Origin of the sequence: Ramlibacter agri (assembly GCF_012927085.1) — a bacterium.
Classification (GTDB): Bacteria; Pseudomonadota; Gammaproteobacteria; order Burkholderiales; family Burkholderiaceae_C; genus Ramlibacter; species Ramlibacter agri.
On the sequence record NZ_JABBFX010000002.1, the window covers coordinates 426,141 to 446,589 of the forward strand.

The 20,449-nt window shown below is 70.1% G+C and carries 19 protein-coding genes; 17 read left to right on the top strand and 2 right to left on the bottom strand.

Features of this window, described 5'->3' with window-relative positions; translation table 11 throughout:
- Position 1: 1 nt before the first annotated feature.
- The 6 genes from HHL11_RS20525 to HHL11_RS20550 all read left to right on the top strand — a co-directional run bounded on the left by HHL11_RS20525 (position 2) and on the right by HHL11_RS20550 (position 8,445).
- The gene (locus HHL11_RS20525) at positions 2-889 is read left to right on the top strand and encodes an ABC transporter permease (protein ID WP_169420426.1); all 888 of its coding nucleotides are present in this window, start codon (positions 2-4) and stop codon (positions 887-889) included.
- Between the two features lie 5 nt (positions 890-894).
- Positions 895-1,905 (top strand): ABC transporter ATP-binding protein, encoded by a 1,011-nt coding sequence (locus HHL11_RS20530; RefSeq protein ID WP_169420427.1) that lies wholly within the window; start codon positions 895-897, stop codon positions 1,903-1,905.
- Positions 1,902-2,870, top strand: a complete 969-nt coding sequence (locus HHL11_RS20535) for an ABC transporter ATP-binding protein (RefSeq protein WP_169420428.1) — start codon at positions 1,902-1,904, stop codon at positions 2,868-2,870. Before HHL11_RS20530 ends, HHL11_RS20535 begins: the two co-directional genes overlap by 4 nt.
- Before the next feature lie 11 nt (positions 2,871-2,881).
- Complete coding sequence (locus HHL11_RS20540) at positions 2,882-4,321, top strand: N-acyl-D-amino-acid deacylase family protein (RefSeq protein WP_169420429.1); 1,440 nt, start codon at positions 2,882-2,884, stop codon at positions 4,319-4,321.
- A gap of 135 nt (positions 4,322-4,456) precedes the next feature.
- Positions 4,457-8,095, top strand: a complete 3,639-nt coding sequence (locus HHL11_RS20545) for an ATP-binding protein (RefSeq protein WP_205964501.1) — start codon at positions 4,457-4,459, stop codon at positions 8,093-8,095.
- Positions 8,056-8,445: an MAPEG family protein gene (locus tag HHL11_RS20550; protein WP_169420430.1), complete on the top strand. Its 390-nt coding sequence runs from the start codon at positions 8,056-8,058 to the stop codon at positions 8,443-8,445. Before HHL11_RS20545 ends, HHL11_RS20550 begins: the two co-directional genes overlap by 40 nt.
- Positions 8,446-8,452: 7 nt before the next feature.
- Here the strand turns inward: HHL11_RS20550 and HHL11_RS20555 are convergent, their stop codons facing one another.
- Complete coding sequence (locus HHL11_RS20555; RefSeq protein WP_169420431.1) at positions 8,453-8,842, bottom strand: RidA family protein; 390 nt, start codon at positions 8,840-8,842, stop codon at positions 8,453-8,455.
- A gap of 114 nt (positions 8,843-8,956) precedes the next feature.
- Between HHL11_RS20555 and HHL11_RS20560 the strand changes: the two genes are divergently transcribed.
- The 11 genes from HHL11_RS20560 (at position 8,957) to HHL11_RS20610 (ending at position 19,177) form a co-directional block, all read left to right on the top strand.
- On the top strand, positions 8,957-10,519 hold the full coding sequence (locus tag HHL11_RS20560) for an ABC transporter substrate-binding protein (protein WP_169420432.1): 1,563 nt from the start codon (positions 8,957-8,959) through the stop codon (positions 10,517-10,519).
- 16 nt (positions 10,520-10,535) lie between these two features.
- Positions 10,536-11,486: an ABC transporter permease gene (locus HHL11_RS20565; protein ID WP_169420433.1), complete on the top strand. Its 951-nt coding sequence runs from the start codon at positions 10,536-10,538 to the stop codon at positions 11,484-11,486.
- On the top strand, positions 11,483-12,325 hold the full coding sequence (locus HHL11_RS20570) for an ABC transporter permease subunit (protein WP_169420434.1): 843 nt from the start codon (positions 11,483-11,485) through the stop codon (positions 12,323-12,325). The genes HHL11_RS20565 and HHL11_RS20570 overlap by 4 nt, the downstream gene beginning before the upstream one ends.
- The gene (locus tag HHL11_RS20575) at positions 12,322-13,341 is read left to right on the top strand and encodes an ABC transporter ATP-binding protein (RefSeq protein WP_169420435.1); all 1,020 of its coding nucleotides are present in this window, start codon (positions 12,322-12,324) and stop codon (positions 13,339-13,341) included. Before HHL11_RS20570 ends, HHL11_RS20575 begins: the two co-directional genes overlap by 4 nt.
- Positions 13,338-14,297, top strand: coding sequence for an ABC transporter ATP-binding protein (locus tag HHL11_RS20580; RefSeq protein ID WP_169420436.1), 960 nt, complete (start codon positions 13,338-13,340; stop codon positions 14,295-14,297). The genes HHL11_RS20575 and HHL11_RS20580 overlap by 4 nt, the downstream gene beginning before the upstream one ends.
- A gap of 7 nt (positions 14,298-14,304) precedes the next feature.
- Positions 14,305-15,573, top strand: a complete 1,269-nt coding sequence (locus tag HHL11_RS20585) for an amino acid deaminase (protein ID WP_169420437.1) — start codon at positions 14,305-14,307, stop codon at positions 15,571-15,573.
- Between the two features lie 13 nt (positions 15,574-15,586).
- Positions 15,587-16,498, top strand: a complete 912-nt coding sequence (locus tag HHL11_RS20590) for a MurR/RpiR family transcriptional regulator (protein WP_169420438.1) — start codon at positions 15,587-15,589, stop codon at positions 16,496-16,498.
- Positions 16,485-17,945 (top strand): N-acyl-D-amino-acid deacylase family protein, encoded by a 1,461-nt coding sequence (locus tag HHL11_RS20595; RefSeq protein WP_169420439.1) that lies wholly within the window; start codon positions 16,485-16,487, stop codon positions 17,943-17,945. The genes HHL11_RS20590 and HHL11_RS20595 overlap by 14 nt, the downstream gene beginning before the upstream one ends.
- An 83-nt stretch (positions 17,946-18,028) precedes the next feature.
- Complete coding sequence (locus HHL11_RS20600; protein WP_169420440.1) at positions 18,029-18,268, top strand: hypothetical protein; 240 nt, start codon at positions 18,029-18,031, stop codon at positions 18,266-18,268.
- Between the two features lie 191 nt (positions 18,269-18,459).
- A complete protein-coding gene (gene cspE, locus HHL11_RS20605) occupies positions 18,460-18,678 on the top strand; it encodes a transcription antiterminator/RNA stability regulator CspE (protein WP_169420441.1) in 219 nt (72 codons plus the stop codon).
- A 256-nt stretch (positions 18,679-18,934) separates the two neighbouring features.
- Positions 18,935-19,177 (top strand): hypothetical protein, encoded by a 243-nt coding sequence (locus tag HHL11_RS20610; RefSeq protein WP_169420442.1) that lies wholly within the window; start codon positions 18,935-18,937, stop codon positions 19,175-19,177.
- A gap of 48 nt (positions 19,178-19,225) precedes the next feature.
- Here HHL11_RS20610 and HHL11_RS20615 read toward each other — a convergent pair whose 3' ends face one another.
- Entirely contained in the window at positions 19,226-20,446 is a 1,221-nt protein-coding gene (locus tag HHL11_RS20615; protein ID WP_169420443.1) for a DUF2399 domain-containing protein, read from the bottom strand.
- Positions 20,447-20,449: the final 3 nt, after the last annotated feature.

Here is a 20,449-nt window from a genome sequence, read left to right on the forward strand (position 1 = left end):
CATGACCGCCGCCCTGCCCATCGAAGACGACACCGGCGTCGACACGCAAGCCCCGCGCCCGCGCCGCTGGCGCTGGCTGCGCAAGCACCCGACCCTGATTGCCGGCGCGCTGATGCTGGTGATCGTGGCGATCATCGCCATCGCCGCGCCGCACATCGCCAACTACGACCCGCAGGACATCGACCCGCTGGCCCGCCTGCAGCCGCCCTCGGCGGAGCACTATTTCGGCACCGATGCGCTGGGCCGCGACGTCTTCAGCCGCGCCGTCTGGGGCGGCCGGGTGTCGTTGATCGTCGGCATCTCCGTGGCCATCTTCGCCACGGTCATCGGCGTGGTGATCGGCCTGGTGGCCGGCTTCGTGCGCTGGGCCGACGGCCCCATCATGCGTTTCATGGACGGCCTGATGGCCATCCCCGGCATCCTGCTGGCGATCGCGCTGATGGCGGTGACCAAGGCCAGCATGACCACCGTCATCGTCGCCATCACCATCCCCGAGATCCCGCGGGTGGCGCGGCTGATGCGCTCGCTGGCGTTGACCCTGCGCGAACAACTCTATGTGGAAGCCGCGCATGCCGTCGGCACCCGCCTGCCCACCATCCTGTGGCGGCACGTGCTGCCCAACACGGTGGCGCCGCTCATCGTGCAGGCCACCTTCGTCGCCGCGTCTGCCGTGCTGATCGAAGCCTCGCTGTCCTTCCTGGGCGTCGGCATCCCGGCGCAGGTGCCCAGCTGGGGCAACATGATGGCCGAGGGCCGCAATTTCGTGGCCGTCGCCTTCCACATCATCCTGTACCCCGGCGTCTTCCTGGCGCTGACGGTGCTGGCCATCAACCTGCTGGGCGACGGGCTGCGCGACGCGCTGGACCCGCGGCTCGCGCGCCAGCTGTGAGTGCCATGAACACGAACCCGAACGCACCGCTGCTCGAGGTCGACGGCCTGCGCACCTACTTCGATACGCTCGCCGGCACCGTGAAGTCGGTGGACGGCGTCAGCTACACCGTGCACGCCGGCCAGACCCTGGGCGTGGTGGGCGAATCCGGCTGCGGCAAGAGCGTGACGGCGCTGTCCATCATGCGGCTGGTGCCGCGCCCGCCCGGCCGCTTTGCCGGCGGCCAGGTGCGCTATCGCGGCGTCGACCTGCTGAAGCTCTCTGAAGGCGAGATGCGCGCGATCCGCGGCAACCGCATCTCGATGATCTTCCAGGAGCCGATGACCTCGCTGAACCCGGTGCTGACCGTGGGCCGGCAGATCGCCGAGACCGTGCGCCTGCACCAGAGGGTCAGCAAGGCGCAGGCGATGGAACGCGCGGTGGAGATGCTGCGCGTGGTGCAGATCCCCGAGCCCGAGCGCCGCGCCCACGAGTATCCGCACCAGCTTTCGGGCGGAATGCGCCAGCGCGTCATGATCGCGCTGGCCCTGGCCTGCAACCCCGAGCTGCTGATCGCCGACGAACCGACCACCGCGCTGGATGTGACCATCCAGGCGCAGATCATCGATCTCCTCAAGAAACTGCAGCAGGAGTTCGGCATGGGCGTGGTGATGATCACGCACGACCTCGGCGTGGTCGCCGAAAGCTGCGACCGCGTAGTTGTGATGTATGCGGGACGCAAGGTGGAGGAAGCCGACGTGGTCGACCTGTTCGACCGGCCTCTGCACCCCTACACGCGGGCGCTCATGGCGTCGATGCCGGCGATGAACACGCGCAGCCACCGTCTCAGCGAAATCCCGGGCATGGTGCCGGCGCCGCACGAACTGGGACGCGGCTGTGCCTTCGCGGCGCGCTGTCCGCATGCCAATGAACGCTGCCGCTCGCAGACGCCGACCCTGGTCGACCAGGGCTCCGGCCACGTCGTGGCCTGTTTCGCCGTCGAAGAGAACCGCGTGCGCGAGGAGGTGGCCGCATGAACACGCCCCTGCTCGAGGTCCGCAACCTCAAGAAGCACTACACCAGCCCCAAGCGCTGGCTGCAGCCGGAGAAGCCGGCGATCCAGGCCGTGGACGACGTCTCCTTCTCGGTGGCGAAGGGCGAAACACTGTCGCTGGTGGGCGAATCCGGTTGCGGCAAGACGACCACCGCCAAGTCGGTGCTGCGCCTCGTCGAGCCCACTTCGGGTTCCGTCAAGCTGGATGGCGAGGAACTGGTCGGACTGGGCAGCGAGCCCTTGCGCCAGCGCCGCAGGGAGATGCAGATCATCTTCCAGGATCCCTACGCCTCGCTGAACCCGCGCCTGAACGCCGGCGAGATCGTCGCCGAACCGCTGCGCAATTTCGGTGTGGGCAACGCCAAGGAGCGCGCCGAGCGCGTGCAGTGGTTGTTCTCCAAGGTGGGCCTGCGGCCGGAAGCGGCGAAGAAGTATCCGCACGAATTCTCCGGCGGCCAGCGCCAGCGCCTGGGCATCGCCCGTGCGCTCGCGCTGCAGCCCAAGCTGATCGTCTGCGACGAACCCGTGTCGGCGTTGGACGTCTCGGTGCAGGCGCAGGTGGTCAACCTGCTGATGGACCTGCAGCAAGAGTTCGGCATCGCCTACCTGTTCGTCGCGCACGACCTGGCCGTGGTGCGCCACATCAGCCACCGCATCGCGGTGATGTACCTGGGGCACATCGTGGAGGTCGCCAACCGCGACACGCTGTTCTCCGCGCCGCGCCATCCTTACACCGAGATCCTGCTGTCCGCCGTGCCGGTGCCCAACCCGCGCACGCCGGCCAAGCGCATCCTGCTGCAAGGCGACCCGCCGAGCCCGGCCAACCCGCCCACCGGCTGCCGCTTCCACACGCGCTGCCCACTGGCGCAACCGGTGTGCGCCAAGGAGAAGCCGCCGCTCAGCCCGCGCGGCGACGGCGAGCAGCTCGTGGCCTGCCACTTCCGCTAAAGGAGAAGAACATGAACGTGGACCTGATCATCCGCGGCGGCACCGTCATCGACGGCACCAAGGCCCCGCGCTTCGACGCCGACGTGGCAGTCCAGGACGGCCGCATCGCCGCCATCGGCGACCTGGCCGGCTACACGGCGCGCGAGACCATGGACGCCAAGGGACGCATCGTCGCGCCCGGCTTCATCGACGCCCACACGCACGACGACATGGCCGTGCTGTCGCATCCGGGCATGGACTTCAAGGTCTCGCAGGGCGTGACCACCGTCATCGCCGGCAACTGCGGCATCTCCGCCGCGCCGCTGCGGCGCGACATGGACCTGCCGATGCCGCTGGGCCTGATCGAGTCGGCGCCCGACAAGCGCTTCACCAGCTTCCGCGCCTACATGGACGCGCTGCGCGCCCAGCCCTCCTCCGTCAACCTGGCGGCGATGGTGGGCCATTCGACGCTGCGCGCGGTGGTGATGCCGGAGCTGGGCCGTCCGGCGAACCAGGAAGAGATCGCCAGGATGCGCGAGATGGTGGAAGAGGCCCTGCAGGCCGGCGCCATCGGCATGTCCACCGGCACCTTCTACCCGCCGGCCACCGCCGCCACCACCGAGGAGATCATCGAGGTCGGCCGGCCGCTGAGCGCACGCAAGGGCCTGTACGTGACGCACATGCGCGACGAAGCCGACAAGGTGATGGACTCGCTGCAGGAGACCTTCCGCATCGGCCGCGAGCTGGACATCCCGGTGGTGGTGTCGCACCACAAGCTGCAGGGCGCGCGCAACTTCGGCCGCACGCAGGAGACGCTGCCCTTCATCCAGGAAGCGATGAAGCACCAGTGCATCTCCCTGGACTGCTACCCCTACACCGCTGGCAGCACGATGATCCGCACCGACCGCGGCATGCTGGATGGCCGCGTGCTGATCGCGTCGAGCGAGCCGCATCCGCAGATGGCCGGCCGCGACCTGGACGACATCGCCCGCGACTGGGGCGTGGCCAAGGACGAGGCGGCGCGCCGCCTTTCGCCCGGCAGCGCCATCTATTTCATGATGGACGAGAACGACGTGCAGCGCATCCTGGCCTTCGACGAGACCATGGTGGGCAGCGACGGCATCCCGGTCGGCGAGAAGCCGCACCCGCGCCTGTGGGGCACCTTCCCCCGCGTGCTGGGCCACTACGCGCGCGACGTCGGCCTGTTCCCGCTGGAGACGGCGGTGTGGAAGATGACGGGCCTGACGGCGCGCAACTTCGGCCTCGCCGACCGCGGCACCTTGAAGGCGGGCCAGGCCGCGGACATCGTCGTGTTCGACGCCGCCACCGTGCGCGACGCGGCGAACTACACCAACCCCACGCTGCCGGCAGAAGGCATCGCGGCCGTCATCGTGAATGGCGCCCTCACCTGGCGCGATGGCCGGCACGCGGGCGCGCACAAGGGGCAGGTCCTGTCGCGCACGCCCGCCTGAGCCTGGGGCCTAGTTCAGCCATTCACGGACACGCGGCCGGGGGTTTATCCTAGAAGAGTCGGCACTCCGGTCCAGGAAACTCGGTCCCCTGTGAACACCGCGAGAGGGAATCCGGCCTTGAGCCCGTCTCAAGCCTTGACCTATCTGTCCGGCGGCGGCGAGATGGCCGAGCGCATGCGCGCGCTGGATTGGTCCCGCACGGCCATCGGGCCGCTGCACACCTGGCCCCAGTGCCTGCTGAGCGCCGTGGGCATGCTGCTGCCTTCGAAGGCGCAGATCATCCTGTTCTGGGGGCCGGAGTTCACGGTCCTCTACAACGCCCCTTACCGGCCGGTCTTCGGCGCGCGGCACCCATGGCCGCTGGGCCGCCCCGGGCGCGAGGCCTGGCCCGAGATCTGGGACGACATGCTGCACGGCCTGCTGGACGGCGTCATCCGCACCGGCGAGGCCTTCGGCGCCAACGACCTGCTCTTTCCCATCGAGCGCAACGGCTATCCGGAAGAGACCTACTTCGACGTCTCCTACGACCCGATACGCGACGAGAGCGGTAGCGTGGCCGGCGTGTACTGCATCGTCACCGAGACCACGGCGCGCGTGGTCGGCGAGCGGCGCCTGGCGCTGCTGAAGGAGCTGGGCGCCACCAATGCCGGCGCGCTGACCGCGCGCCACGCCTGCGTGCGCGCGGTCCAAGCCTTCGAGCAGCAGCCGCAGGACATCCCCTTCGCGCTGGTCTACGCCGGCGACGAGCTGCTCGGCAGCACGAAGGAAGCGAGGCAGCAGCTGGACGCCGCACCAGCCGTGCAAGTCCAGGAGCGCCCGCTGCTGCGCGCCAACGGCACGCCCATGGGCCGGCTGGTGTTCGGGCTCAACCCGAAGCGCCCCTACGACGCGCAGTACGCGGCCTTCATCGACCTCGTGGCCGGCCAGGTGTCGACCGCGATCGCCAATGCGCAGGCCTATGACGACGAGCGCCGCCGGGCCGAGGCGCTGGCCGAACTCGATCGCGCCAAGACGGTGTTCTTCAGCAACGTCAGCCACGAGTTGCGCACCCCGCTCACGCTGATCCTCGGGCCGGTCGAAGACCTGCTGCGGCGCGAGGACGGCGGAAACGCCGGCGCGCGCGAGCCGCTGGAACTCGTCTACCGCAACGCGCTGCGGCTGCTGCGCCTGGTCAACACGCTGCTGGACTTCTCGCGCATCGAGGCCGGGCGCATCCAGGCCGCCTACCAGCCGACGGACCTGGCCGCCTTCACCATCGACCTCGCCAGCATGTTCCGCTCGGCCTTCGAGAAGGCCGGCCTGCGGCTGGTGGTGGACTGCGCGCCGCTGGACGAACTGGTCTTCGTCGATCGCTCCATGTGGGAGAAGATCGTCCTCAACCTGCTGTCGAACGCGTTCAAGTACACGCTGGATGGCGAAGTGGACGTGGTGCTGCGGCGCGCCGGCGATGCCGTGGAACTGAGCGTGCGCGACACCGGCACCGGCATCCCCGCGGAAGCGCTGCCGCGCGTCTTCGACCGCTTCCACCGCGTCGAGGGCGCGCGCGGCCGCTCCAGCGAAGGCAGCGGCATCGGCCTGGCGCTGGTGGCCGAACTCGTGAAGCTGCATGGCGGCAGCGTTCAGGCGCGCAGCGTGCCCGGCGAAGGCTCCGACTTCTTCGTCCGCCTTCCCTTTGGCCACGCCCACCTGCCGGCGCAGCACCTGGGCAAGGACGAACCGGCCAGCGGCTCGTCGATCGCGGCGGATCCTTACGTGGAAGAGGCGCTGCGCTGGCTGCCCGAAGGCGCGGGGCCGGACACCTTGCTTCCAGCCGCGGGCCTGCACGCAGCGCCCGACGACGCCGAAGGCGAGCGGCCGCGCGTCCTCGTCGCCGACGACAACGCCGATATGCGCCAGTACCTGCAGCGCCTGCTGGCCTCGCACTACACAGTGCAGACCGTGCCGGACGGCGCCGCGGCCCTGCAGGCCGCGCTGGCCGAGCCGCCGGCGCTCGTGCTCACCGACATCATGATGCCGCGGCTGGACGGCTACGGCCTGCTCGCCGCCCTGCGCGGGCACGAGGCCACGCGCAGGCTGCCGGTGCTGATGCTGTCTGCCCGCGCCGGCGACGGCTACCGGGTCGAGGCGCTGAAGGCCGGCGCCGACGACTACATCGTCAAGCCCTTCGCCGCGGGCGAGCTGCTGGCCCGCGTGGCCACCCACCTGCAGATGGCGCGGGAGCGCGCCGAAGCGATCCGCACGCTCAGCGAGAGCGAGGAGCGCTATCGCGCCCTGGTCGCCGCGACCGCCGACGCCGTGTACCGCATGAACGCCGACTGGAGCGAGATGCGCTACCTGCAGGGGCGCGAATTCATTCCCGACACGCAGCAGGCGGACCGCAGCTGGCTGGAGAAATACATCCTGCCCGAGGACCAGCCGCAGGTGCTGGCGGCCGTCCGCGCCGCCATTGCGCGCAAGAATCCCTTCCAGCTCGAACACCGGGTGCTGCGCGTGGACGGCAGCACCGGCTGGACCGCCTCGCGCGCGGTGCCGGTGCTGGGCCCCGACGGGGAAATCGCCGAATGGTTCGGCGCGGCCAGCGACGTCAGCGCGCGGCGGCAGGCGGAGGAGGCGCTGAAGGACGCCGACCGCCGCAAGGACGAATTCCTGGCCGTGCTCTCGCACGAGCTGCGCAACCCGCTGGCGCCGCTGCGCAACGGCATCCAGCTGCTCGGCATGCTCAGCGAGCCGCAGGCGCTGCAGCGCACGCGGGTGATGATGGAGCGGCAGATCTCGCAGATCGTGCGCCTCGTCGACGACCTGCTGGACATGACGCGCATCAACCAGGGCAAGGTGCGGTTGCGCAGCGAACGCCTGGACCTCTGCGCGGTCGTGCTCGCGGCCGCGGACTCCGCACGCCCGGCGATGGAGCAGCAGAAGCACCGCCTCGCGGTGGAATTGCCGCAACAGCCGATCCGCGTGCATGCCGACGCGGTGCGCCTGGGCCAGGTGCTGGGCAACCTCCTGAACAACGCGGCGAAGTTCACGCCCGAGGGCGGCGAGATCCACATCACCGCCGACGTCGACGCCGGCCAGGCCAGGGTGCGGGTGCGCGACACCGGCATCGGCATTCCCGCGCACAAGCTCCATGCGATCTTCGACATGTTCACGCAGGTCGATCCCTCGACGGAACGTTCGCGCTCGGGCCTCGGGATTGGCCTGACGCTGGCGCGCCGGCTGGTGGAACTGCATGGCGGCACGCTGGCCGTGCGGAGCGAGGGGCCCGGGCGCGGCAGCGAGTTCACCGTGCGGCTGCCGGTGGAAGCGGCCGGCCCCGCGCGCGCGGCGAACGCGGACGGCGCCCCGGCCGGCCGCAGCAAACGCAAATTGCGGAGGATCCTGGTGGTCGATGACAACGTCGACGCAGCCAACACCATCGCCGTCCTGCTTGGCTCCCAGGGCCACGACGCCCACACCTGCAACGACGCGGGCCAGGCCCTGGCGAAGGCGGAGCGCCTGCGTCCCGACGTGATCCTGATGGACATCGGCATGCCTGGCTTGAGCGGCTGGGAACTGTGCCGGCTCATCCGCGAACAGCCCTGGGGGCACGCAATCGCGATCCACGCCCTTACCGGCTATGGCCAGCCGGACGACCGGCAGCGCTCGCTCGCGGCCGGCTTCGATGGCCACATGACCAAGCCCGTCGACTTCGGCGAGCTGGAACGCGTGCTGGCCGACCGCCCGGAGGAAATGCCATGCCCATTGTCTTCCCCTATGCCGGCGCGCTCGCGCTGATCTTCGTCGCCCTGAGCGTCCGCACCCTGCTCCTGCGCAGGCGCCTGGGTGTCGCCGTCGGTGACCGCGGCCACGAAGTGCTGCTGCGGGCCATGCGGGTCCACGCCAATTTCGCGGAGTACGTGCCGTTGGCTTTGCTGCTGCTCTACTTCTCGGAGGCGGCCGGCGCGCGGCCGCTCTTCGTCCATGGGAGCGGCGCGGCCCTGGTGATCGGGCGGCTCTGCCACGCATGGGGCGTGAGCCACGTGGCCGAGAACTATCGTTTCCGCGTCGTCGGCGTCACGCTGACCCTGGCGGTGATCATTTCGGCAGCGCTGCGCCTCCTGGCGCACGCGTCCTTCCTGGCCTGAGGCGGCGTCAGCGCGGCTTGTAAGCCGTCACGTCGATCTCGACCTTCGCGTCGATCATCAGCCGCGACTCCACGGTGGAGCGCGCCGGGCGGTGGTCGCCGAAGCATTCCAGGTAGACGCGGTTGAAGCTGCCGAAGTCGCGGGCGTCGTCCAGCCACACGCTCACCTTGCAGACGTCGGCCAAGGTGCAGCCGGCCAGCGCCAGCGCTTCGCTCAGGCGCTCGAACACGCGGCGCGTCTGCGCCTCGATGCCGCCGGCAATGACCTGGCCCTGGTCGTCGGTGGGCACCTGCCCGGAGACGAACACGAAATCGCCGGCACGCGTGGCGGGCGACAGCGGGCGGGCCAGGCGGTCCGAGGCAATGGGGGACTGGCCCAGCATTTCGACTTTCGACATGGAGACTCCTTGTAAGGTCATTACATCATCAGGCCCCGTAGAAACCCTGTTTGACTTCGTCCGCACAGGGAAATACGATGCGCCGCATGTAATGTTATTACTTCAGGAGATGCCATGCAATCCGTGACACCGCCATTCGCCCGCCGGCGCACCATCCTCGCCGCGCTGGCCGCCAGCGCCAGCCTGCCCTGGGCATCCGCCCTCCAGGCCGCTCCCACGCGCGGTGGCGCGGCCAACCTGGCGATGATCGCGGAGCCGCAAGGCCTGGACCCGATGATCACCACCGCCGACCTGGTGGGCACGATCATGCAGCACGTGTACGAGCCGCTGTACACCTTCGACGCCAACTGGAACGTCGCGCCGATGCTGGCCGAAAGCCTGCCCACGGTGTCCAAGGACGGCCTCACCTACACGATCCCGCTGCGCAAGGGCGTCAAGTTCCACAACGGCCGCGAGATGACGGCCGACGACGTGGTCGCTTCGCTGCAGCGCTGGATGGAACTGTCGCCGCGCGGCAAGTCGGTGGGCGCGCAGCTGGCCTCGCTGACGGCCAAGGACCCGCACACGGTCGAATTCAAGATGAAGGCCATCTACGCGCCGCTGCTTGCGCAGCTGGCGCTGCCCAGCGGCATGGCCGCCATCATGGCCAGGGAAAGCATCGCGCCGCAGCTGAAGGACTTCACCGGCACCGGCCCCTACAGGTTCAAGGAACGCCGCCCCGACCAGTACACGGTGCTGGTGCGCTTCGACGGCTACAACCCGCGCAAGGAGCCGGCCAGCGGCTATGCCGGCAAGCGCGAAGCGGTGCTCGACGAGCTTCGCTTCGTGCCGGTGCCCAACGCCAACACGCGGGTCGAAGGCGCGCTCTCCGGCCAGTTCCACTACGCCGACCTGCTGCCGGTGGAAGCGATGACGCGCGTCGAGAAGGCCCAGCCGGCCGTGGTGCCCATCGTCACCAGGAACTTCGGCTTCCCCTACATCGTCTTCAACACCAAGGAAGGCCTGCTGGCCTCGGCGCCGCTGCGCCGCGCGGTGCAGACGGCCGTGGGCTCCGGTGAGCTGATGGCGGCCGGCTTCGGCGACAACCGCTTCTTCACCGCGGAGCCCAACTTCTTTCCCAAGGGCACGCCTTACTATTCCGCCGCCGGCGACAAGCTGTACAACGAGCGCAACCCGCAGCTCGCCAAGGACCAGGCCGCCAAGGCGGGCTACAACGGCCAGCCGGTGCGCATCATGGCCAGCCGCCAGTACGAGTTCCACTACAACATGGCGCTCGTGATGGCCGAACAGCTGAAGAAGGCCGGCTTCAAGACCGAGCTGGTCGTGGTGGACTGGGCCACCCTGGTCCAGCGCCGCAACGACCCCAAGCTGTGGGACGTCTACTTCACGCACTCGGGCCTGTTCCCCGAGCCGATGCTGTCGCCGCCGCAGCTGGGCGACGGCGCGCCGGGCTGGTGGGAGACGCCCGCCAAGAAGAGCGCGCTGGACGCCTTCAACCAGGAAGCCGTGATCGCCAGGCGCGGGCCGCTCTGGGGCAAGGTGCAGCAGGTCGTTTACGACGAAGTGCCCTTCATCGAGGTCGGCAAGTTCAACAGCCTGTCCGCGCGCTCGGCCAAGCTGGAAGGCTACACGCCGGCGATCTGGCCGTTCTTCTGGAACACGGGTCTCGCGAAGTAGGGACAGGCCTCGGCTCATGCTGCGCTTGCTGCTTCGCCGCTTCGCCGGCGCCCTCGTGGTGCTCGCCCTCGTTGCGGTGCTCGTGTTCGTGCTCACGCGCCTCGCCTCGGGCGACCCGGTGGCGCTGCTGCTGGGCGACCAGGCCACCGCGGCGGACATCGCGCAGGCGCGCATCCGCTACGGCCTGGACAAGCCGCTCACGACGCAGTTCGTGCTGTGGCTGGGCGAGCTGGGGCACGGCAACCTGGGCCAGTCCATCTTCCTGCAGCAGCCGGTGGCGCAGGCGCTGGTGGACCGGGCGGAGCCGACACTGTTCCTCGCCTTGTTCGCGGTGGCCATCGCGGCGCTGATCGGCGTGCCCGCCGGCATGGCGGCCGCCATCTGGCGCGGCAGCGCGGCCGACCAGGCCGTGAGCACCGTCGCGATGCTGGGCGCCAGCGTGCCGAGTTTCTGGCTGGGGCTGATCCTGATCCAGGTGTTCGCCGTGCACCTGGGCTGGTTCCCCGCCTCGGGCTACGGTGACCCCGGCACCGGTTTCGGGCAGAGGTTGGTGCACCTTGCGCTGCCGGCCGCGGTGCTGGGCCTGCTCAACTCCGCGCTGATCATCCGCTTCACGCGCGCCGCGATGCTGGACATCCTGGGCGAGGACTACGTGCGCACCGCGCGCGCCAAGGGCCTGGCCGAGCGCACGGTGATGCTGAAGCACGTGCTGCGCAACGCGCTCGTCCCCATCATCACCGTCATCGGCCTGACCGTGGCGCTGATGATCGGCGGCACCGTCGTCACCGAGACCGTGTTCAACCTGCCGGGCGTGGGCAACCTCGTGGTGCGCGCCGTGCTGCGGCGCGACTACCCGGTCATCCAGGGCACGCTGCTGGTGATCGCCGCCATCTACGTCCTCATCAACCTGCTGATCGACCTGCTGTACACGGTGGCCGATCCGCGCATCCGGCTGGAGGGCAAGTGAGCCGCTTCGCCAACACCCTGCGGCGCCTGTTCGCCCGCAAGATCGTGCTTGCCGCGGCGCTGGTGCTGCTGCTCGTGGTGGCCACGGCCATCGTCTTCCCTTTGATCTCTGGCGCCGATCCCAACGAAACCGCAGTGTCGCAACGCCTGCACGCGCCCTCGGCCGAACACTGGGCCGGCACCGACGAACTGGGACGCGACGTGATGCTGCGCATCGTCCACGGCGCGCGCTACTCGCTGTTGATCGGCGCAGTCACCGCGGCCGGCGCCGTAGCGGCGGGGACGATCCTCGGCATGCTGGCCGGTTTCTTCCGCGGCCTCGATGGCCCGGTGATGCGCCTGGTCGACGCGATGATGGCCTTCCCGGACATCCTGCTGGGAATTGCGCTGGTGGCCATCCTCGGCGGCTCGCTGTGGAACGTGATGCTGGCCCTGGCCATCGTCTACACGCCGCGCGTGGCGCGGGTCGTGCGGGCGGCGACCCTGGTGCTGCGCGAACTGCTGTTCGTCGACGCGGCGCGGGCGCTGGGCGTGCGCACGCATCGCATCCTCGCTTCGCACATCCTGCCCAACCTGGCTTCACCCATCCTCGTGCAGGTGACCTTCATCTTCGCCTACGCCATCCTCGCCGAGGCGGGCCTGTCCTTCCTGGGCGTCGGCGTGCCGCCCGAGATCCCGACCTGGGGCACGATGATCGCGGGCAGCCTGGAATACGCGGACCGCGCCTTCTGGACGATCATGACGCCCGGCCTCGCGATCGTGCTGACGGCCTTGTCGCTGCAGACCCTGGGCGACGGCGTGCGCGACCTGCTGGATCCCAAGCTGAAGAAGGCCTCATGACTTCGCCGCGCCTCGAGGTCACCGGCCTCTCCACCTCCTTCGCCACCGATGCCGGCCGCATCCAGAGCGTGGCCGACGTGTCCTTCGCCATCGCGCCCGGGCAGACCCTGGCGCTGGTCGGCGAATCCGGCTCCGGCAAGTCGGTCACCAGCCTGTCGCTGATGGGCCTGCATGCGCGCACTTCGCAGGCGCAGGTCGAAGGCGAAGCGTGGTTCGTCCGCCGCGACGGCCAGCGGGTCAACCTGCTCGCGCTGGACGAAGCGCGGCTGCGCGCGCTGCGCGGCAACGAGCTGGCCATGATCTTCCAGGAGCCGATGACCAGCCTGAACCCGGTGCTGACCATCGGCGACCAGATCGCCGAAAGCGTGCGCCTGCACAAGGGCGTGGACCGCCGCGCCGGCTTCGCCCGCGCGCTGCAGATGCTGGAGCTGGTCGAGATCCCCGCCGCGGCGCGCCGGCTGCACGAATACCCGCACCAGCTCTCCGGCGGCATGCGCCAGCGCGTGATGATCGCGATGGCCATGGCCTGCGAGCCCACGCTGCTGATCGCCGACGAGCCGACCACCGCGCTGGACGTGACGATCCAGGCGCAGATCCTCGCGCTGATGGGCCGGCTGCAGAAGGAAACCGGCATGAGCCTGCTGTTCGTCACGCACAACCTGGGTGTCGTCGCCCAGTACGCCGATGCGGTGGCCGTGATGTACGCCGGCCGCATCGTCGAGGCGGCGCCGGTGCGCGAGCTGTTCGCGCAGCCGGCGCACCCCTACACGCGCGGCCTGCTCGCCTGCCTGCCCGGCGTCGCGCGCCGCCAGGGCATGGCGGCGGGCCGCAAGCGCCTGGTCGCGATCCCGGGCCAGGTGTCCAGTCCGCTGGCGCCACCGCCCGGCTGCGCCTTCGGGCCGCGCTGCCCGCAGCACCAGGCCGCCTGCGATGCCGCGGTCCCGGCGCTGGCACGGGCCGCGGATGGACGCAAGGTCCGCTGCATCGCCGTCCCGACCGAGGAGGCCGTGGCATGAACGACCTCATCGAAATCCGCGGCCTGCGCAAGCACTTCGGCAGCGGCCCGCATCCCGTGCGCGCCGTCGAGGACGTGAGCTTCTCCATCCGCAACGGCGAGACGCTGGGCCTGGTGGGCGAATCGGGTTCGGGCAAGAGCACGATCGGCCGGCTGCTGACACGCCTGGTGGACCCGACGGCGGGCGAGATGCTGTACCACGCGGACGGCAGGCAGCGCGATCTGGCGCAGCTCTCGCAATCGCAGTACCGGCCACTGCGCTCGGACATCCAGATCATCTTCCAGGACCCGTACGCCAGCCTCAACCCGCGCATGCGCATCCGCCAGGTGCTGGCCGAGGCGCTGGACACGCATGGCCTGGCCAAGGGCGCGGAGCGGCTGCCGCGCATCCACGAGCTGCTGCAGCAGGTGGGCCTGCGGCCCGAGCACGCGGAGCGTTTCCCCCATGAGTTCTCCGGCGGCCAGCGCCAGCGCATCGGCATCGCGCGGGCGCTGGCGGTGCAGCCGAAGTTCATCGTCGCCGACGAACCGCTGTCGGCGCTGGACGTCTCCATCCAGGCGCAGGTGGTCAACCTGCTGGGCGACCTGAAGGAGCAGCTGGGGCTGACCCTGCTGTTCATCTCGCACGACCTCGACGTCGTCGAATACCTGTGCGACCGCGTCGTGGTGCTGTACCTGGGCCGCGTGATGGAGATCGCGCCGACCGAAGCGCTGTACGCGCAGCCCGCGCACCCCTACACCCGCGCGCTGCTGGCCGCCGCGCCCATCCCGGACCCGGCGCAGCGCCGTACCATCCCGCTGCTGCAAGGCGACCTGCCCAGCCCCGCCAATCCACCGTCCGGCTGCGTCTTCCGCACGCGCTGCCCGCATGCCGTCGATGCCTGCGCCAGCGTGGACGTGCAGCTGCGCCCCGCCGGCGAAGGCCGCTGGACGGCCTGCTGGCGCACCGACCTGTGAAAACGACATGAACGACTTCGTCCTCGATTCCCGCCAGAAGAGTTTTCCGCTGACGGCATCCCCCGTTGCCACCGGCGAACTCGCGCAACGCGGCTGGCACTTGCTGGCCGACGACCTGCCCTACCCGCTGGCCGTGCTGCGCCGGCCCGCGCTGGAACACAACCTGCGCTGGATGCAGGACTTCGCGCAGCGCAAGGGCGTGGACCTGGCGCCGCACGGCAAGACCACGATGGCGCCGGAGCTGTTCGCACGCCAGCTGGCCGCCGGTGCCTGGGGCCTGACCTTCGCGACCGTGTACCAGGCTTCGGTGGGCGTCGAGGCCGGCGCGCGGCGCATCGTCATCGCCAACCAGGTCGTGTGCGATGCCGACCTCGATGGCCTGGACCTGCTGCTGCGCCGCCATGACGGCCTGCGCCTCTGGTTCCTGGTGGACTCGCTCGCGCAGCTGGCATTGATCGAGGATTGGGCCGCGCGCCGCAAGAACGCGCGCCGCTTCGACGTGCTGCTGGAAATGGGCGTCCCCGGCCAGCGCACCGGCTGCCGCACCTTGGAAGAAGCGCTGCCGCTGGCCGAGGCGCTGGCGCGCTCGCCCGCCACGCGGCTGGGCGGCATCGAATGCTACGAAGGCGGCGTGGCCCGCTGCGACAGCGAGCACGACGCCCGCGAAGTGACGGCGCTGGTGCGCCGCGTGCTGGAAGCGGCGCAGGCCTGCGATACGCGCGGGTTGTTCGCCGACGGCGAGATCCTGCTCACGGCCGGCGGCTCCGCCGTGTTCGACCTGGTCGTGCCGCTGCTGCGCGCGCAAGGCCTGTCGCGCCCCGTGCGCGGCGTGCTGCGCTCGGGCTGCTACGTGACGCACGACCACCTGAACTACGCGCGCTTCCTGAAGAACGTGGAGCAGCGCGAAGGCCTGGACGCATCGCTGCGCCCTGCCCTGGAGGTCTGGGCCATGGTGCAGTCGGTGCCGGAGCCCGGGCTGGCCCTGCTCACCTGCGGCCGTCGCGATGTCTCCTATGACCTGGAGATGCCGGTGCCCATCGCGCATGCGCCGCGCGGCGCGCGCCAGGCCCAGCCCGCACCCGACGCTTGGAAGGTCAGCGCGCTGAACGACCAGCACGCCTACCTGCGCTTCGACCCGGCCGGCACCGCGCCGCGCGTGGGCGACCGCGTCGGCCTGGGCATCTCGCATCCCTGCACGACCTTCGACAAGTGGCGCTGGCTGCCGCTGGTGGAAGACGACGGCGCCATCACCGGCGCGGTGCACACGCGCTTCTGAGGACCGCAGGACGATGAATCCTCCTTCCCCTGGCCTGCTGCGGCAGCTGCGCGAACGCCTGCCCGACCTGCCCGAGGCGCAGCGCGCGGTGGTGCAGGTGATCCTCGACGACCCGCGCGCCGCCGTCGGCGCGACCGTGGAACAGCTCGCGCGCGCGGCCTTCGTCTCCATGCCCACCATCGTGCGCACCTGCCGCAGCTTCGGCCACGACTCGGCGCGCGAATTCATGCTGGCGCTGGCGCAGGACCTGGCGGTGTCCGGGTCCTACCTGCACCGCAGCGTGCTGCCCGAGGACAGCGCGCAGGACGTGGCCAGCAAGATCACGCAGGCCGCCGTCGCTTCGCTGGCCGAACTGGGCCGCCGCATCGACCCCGAGCTGGTCGACCGCATCGCCGACAAGCTGGCGCAGGCGCACCGCATCGACTGCTACTCGGTGGGCGCCGCCTCGACCTTCATGGCCAGCGAGCTGCAAAGCCGCTTGTTCCGCCTGGGCCGGCACGCCAACGCGATCTTCGACGCCCACCAGCAGCTGGTTTCCGCCAGCACGCTGGGCCCGCAGGGCGTGGCCTTCGTCATCTCGCATGTGGGCCGCATGCCCTACACCTTGGAGGCCGCCCGCTTCGCGCGCTCGCAAGGCGCGACGGTGGTTGCCCTGACGCAGCCGGACACTCCGCTCGCGGAGATCGCCGACCACCTGATCGCCGTCTCGGTGCCGCAGGACGCCGTGATGCGCGTGGGTACCGAGGCCTATCTGGCGCACCTGGTGGTGATCGAGATCCTGATGGTGCGGCTGGCCCAGAAGCTGGGCCCGCAGGTGGCGCACGGGCTGCAGCAGTTCAAGCAGCTCCTGCACCGGCACGGCTTCGACAGCGCCGAATATTCCGCCGCTCGCGACATCCAGGAGGGCCCGCATGGGAACGGCTGAGACGGTGACCCTGCTGCGCAATGCAACGCTCGTCGACGGCACCGGCGCTCCGGCCCGCGCCGGCGACCTGCTGCTGGCCGGCGGCCGCATCGTGGCGGTGGCTGAGGTGCCGCGCCACCTGCTGGAGCGGCAGGGCCTGTTGCAGGAATTCGACTGCGCCGGCCTCGTCGCCGCGCCCGGCTTCATCGACGTGCACACGCACGACGACGCCGCCGTGATCGACAAGGCCGACATGCTGCCCAAGCTGTCGCAGGGCGTCACCACGGTGATCGCCGGCAACTGCGGCATCTCGCTGGCGCCGGTGGTGACCGATGCGCCGATCGCACCGCTTTCGCTGCTGGGGGCACAGCAGTTCCGTTATCCGACGATGGCCGCTTACGCGCAGGCCGTCAACGCGGCCCGGCCCGGCGTCAACGTCGCCGCCCTGCAAGGCCACACGGCCCTGCGGATCAGGCACATGCAAAGCCTGGACCGGCCGGCCAACGCGGAGGAACGCGCGGCCATGGCAGCGGCCATGCAGGAAGCGATGGATGCCGGCGCCTTGGGCCTGTCGTCCGGCGTGTTCTACCGCGAGGCCTATGCGGCCGACGCCGAGGAACTGGTCGCGGTGGCGAGCGTCGCCGCCCGCAACGGCGGCGTCTATGCCACGCACATCCGCGACGAGCTGGCCGGCATCCTGCCCGCGCTGCACGAAGCGGCGCAGACGGCGAAGCAGGCCGGCCTGCCGCTGGTGCTGTCCCACCACAAGTGCGCCGGCCCGGCCAACTGGGGCCGCACGCGCGAGACGCTGCCGCTGGTGGACGAACTCGCGCGCGGCCAGGAACTGGCGCTCGACGTCTACCCCTACACCGCCGGCTCCACGGTGCTGCGCGAGGATCTCGTGGACGGCATCATCGACGTGCTGGTCACGGGCAGCCAGCCCTACCCCGAGATGGCGGGCCGCTACATCGCCGACATCGCGCGCGAATGGAACGTCACGCAGCAGGAAGCCGCGCGCCGCCTGATGCCCGGAGGCGCCTGCTACTTCCAGATGCGCGAGGACGATGTCGAACGCGTGATCCGCCATCCGCTCGCCATGATCGGCTCCGACGGCCTGCCACATGACGAGCGCCCGCATCCGCGCCTGTGGGGCGCGTTCCCGCGCGTGCTGGCGCGCTACTGGCGCGAGAAGGGCGTGCTGCAGCTGGAGGAAGCGATCCACAAGATGACCGGCCTGTCGGCCCGCCGCTTCCGCCTGGGCGGCCGCGGCGAGCTGACGGCCGGCCATGCAGCCGACGTCGTGCTGTTCGACCCGAAGCTGGTGCGCGATGCGGCCACCTTCGAGCAGCCGGCGCAGGTGAGTGAAGGGATCGTCAAGGTGTGGGTGAATGGGGCGCTGGCGTATACGGCGGAGGATGGGGCTACTGAAGCTCGGGCAGGCAAATTCCTGGCGCGCAGCACTCCCTGAGCTCGGGTTTCCCGGATAGCCCTTCGGCGGCGCGACCCCGCCGCATGCCTCACAATGACGCTTTGTCGTCCTTGGGGGCCCACATGAGCAAAGAATGGACCGCGGCCGTGGCCGCTGCAGAGGCCGCCGCGGAGCAGAAGCAGTCTGCCGAAGAAGTCGCGCACGAACGCTTCCGCACCACCCGGGCGGAGTTCGAGGCCGCGGGGCGCGGCGAAAAGGTCATCGAGACCCCCGAGTTCCACGAGTGGATGAACGCCAGGCGCGAATCCGACGAGGCCTGGGGCGCGTGGGCGATGGCCATGGACGCCAAGCCGGCCTCCTGAGCACGAAAGCAGCAAATCGGTTAGAATAGAGCGGCCAGACGTTGGAAAGACGTTCATCCCCGGCCTCTCTTCTCCCCTGCAGCTGCCTTCGGGCCGGCCTGCCGCAGTCGAAATTCCCCGATGCTCCTCTTGGCGTTCTGCACCGCCGGCTTACCATGCCGAGCGGCAAATCTTCCATTGGAGAAATCGAAATGAGCAATCCCACCCAGACCGGCACCGTCAAGTGGTTCAACGAAAGCAAGGGCTACGGCTTCATCGCGCCGGATGACGGCAGCAAGGACCTGTTCGCCCACTTCCGCGAGATCCAGGGCAACGGCTTCAAGACGCTGCCCGAAAACGCCCGCGTGCAGTTCGAAACGACGCAAGGCGCCAAGGGCCCGCAAGCGTCCAACATCGTCGTGCTGGCCTGATCCCCAACGGGCCGCCGCCCTCCGCGGTGGCCCCTCTCCCCGGGGACCGGAGCCCAGTCTTCCCGTCCCCTCGCCGGCCTCCCTCGTGACCTTGGCCGGCTGAGGCGCATCGCGCCTCTCTCGCAGGAACCCGTTCCTGCTCTCGCCGCGGCCCGCACACGAGGGGCAGGCCGCCTGTTCTCCCCGCGCACTTCAACCTGGTCGAAGACCGGCTTCGCCGTTCCCGCACCAGCGCGCGACCATTAGAAAAACAAGCATGCAAGAAAGCATTCATCGCCCGCTGAACGTGGGCAAATACCTCATCTCCCCGCTGATCAAGGCGCTGGAAAACGGCTGGTACGCCTGCTCGGTGTCGATCCGCTCGGGCTCCGGCCGCGGCACGACCGACCGCGTGGTGCGGCTGACGCGGTTGTTCCGCGACCCCCTGGCTGCCGCCGACTACGCGCGCGGCGAAGGGCTGCAGTGGGTCGGCGCGCCGCGCGCCGTGGCGGCGGTCTGACAGCGAGGGGCGAAGCCGCGGATCGGGCTTCGCCACTCGCACCCTGGCCTACAGCCAGCCTTCCTGTTCGGCTTTGCGGCCTTCGCGCAGCATCGCTTCGCAGATGGAGCGCAGCGCCGACGCCAATCCATCGTCGGCCAGCAGCCGGCCCAGGAGTGCGCGATCGTGGTCATTCAGGGGCCAGCGCTGTTCGGTGGACTGCCATTCAGGCAGTCCCATGCGATGGGGCTCCCATGACAGGCCGCGTTCCGCCCAGAGCGCGCCCACGCTGCGCGCGATGTCGACCCCCGCAGGATCCACATCCGCGCTGATCCAGCCCGGCGCCGGCGCCAGGCGCAGCAGGTGCGACACCGCCTGCCTCCATGCGGTCGAGGGGCGTCCCGGCATCCAGAGCAAGAACACGCCCGCTGGCAGGCCCCGCGCCTGCCGCTCGAAGCTGGCACGATTCTCGATCAGCCAGTAGCGCGTCACGGATCCGGTGCATGCATCGGCACGCAGGATGTCCTGCAAGGGAACACCCAGGCAATGGACCGCTCCGGCATCGAGCCGCCTTGGTCCCCACTGGAGACCGGCGTCACCCGCGAGCCAGAGCGTCGGCGAGAACTGCTCGATGCGAAGCCGCTCCAGGTCGAAGCTCGCCTCCAGCCAGCGCCAGTCCGCCGCGCCGATCGCCTTGGTCGCGCCACCGGCCCGCAGGGCGAAGTCGCGGCGCAGGCCTTCGCTGCCGGCGTCGTGCCAGTCGACCAACGCACGCAGCAGTCCCATGCGGGTGCGCAGCGCGTCCAGCGGCATCGTCCGGTCCGCCCCAAGTTGCTCGAGCGCCGCCGCCAATTCGTCCTGCAGGTCCGGGTCGAGCGCCGCGTCGTCGGCAGCTCTTGCGCGCAGCCACTCCTGCGCCGTCGACAAGACCTGCTGCCGCTCGGCATCCCGCTGCTGGCGGCCGGCGACACCCAGCACGCGCTGGAGGCCTTCCAGGTCGCGCCAGGCGATGCCGTGCCACTGCCAGGAGCCACCCTCCAGCCGTTCGCGCCGCTCGATCCAGCCCTCCCGCAGCAGCAGTTCGCAAGCGGCTTCGGCGCGCTCGATGCCGGCGTCACCGGACTCCTTCAGCAGCGAGGCCCGCGCGGCCTCCTGCCTCTCCTTGCGCACCCACCGCACCAGCAGGTCGCGGTGCTGCAGCAGTTCGATCGACAGTTCTTCCGGCACCGGCACGCTGGCCCGGCGGCGGCGAGCCGCGCGCCCGGCAGGCGTGTCGAGCCAGGCCGCCACGGC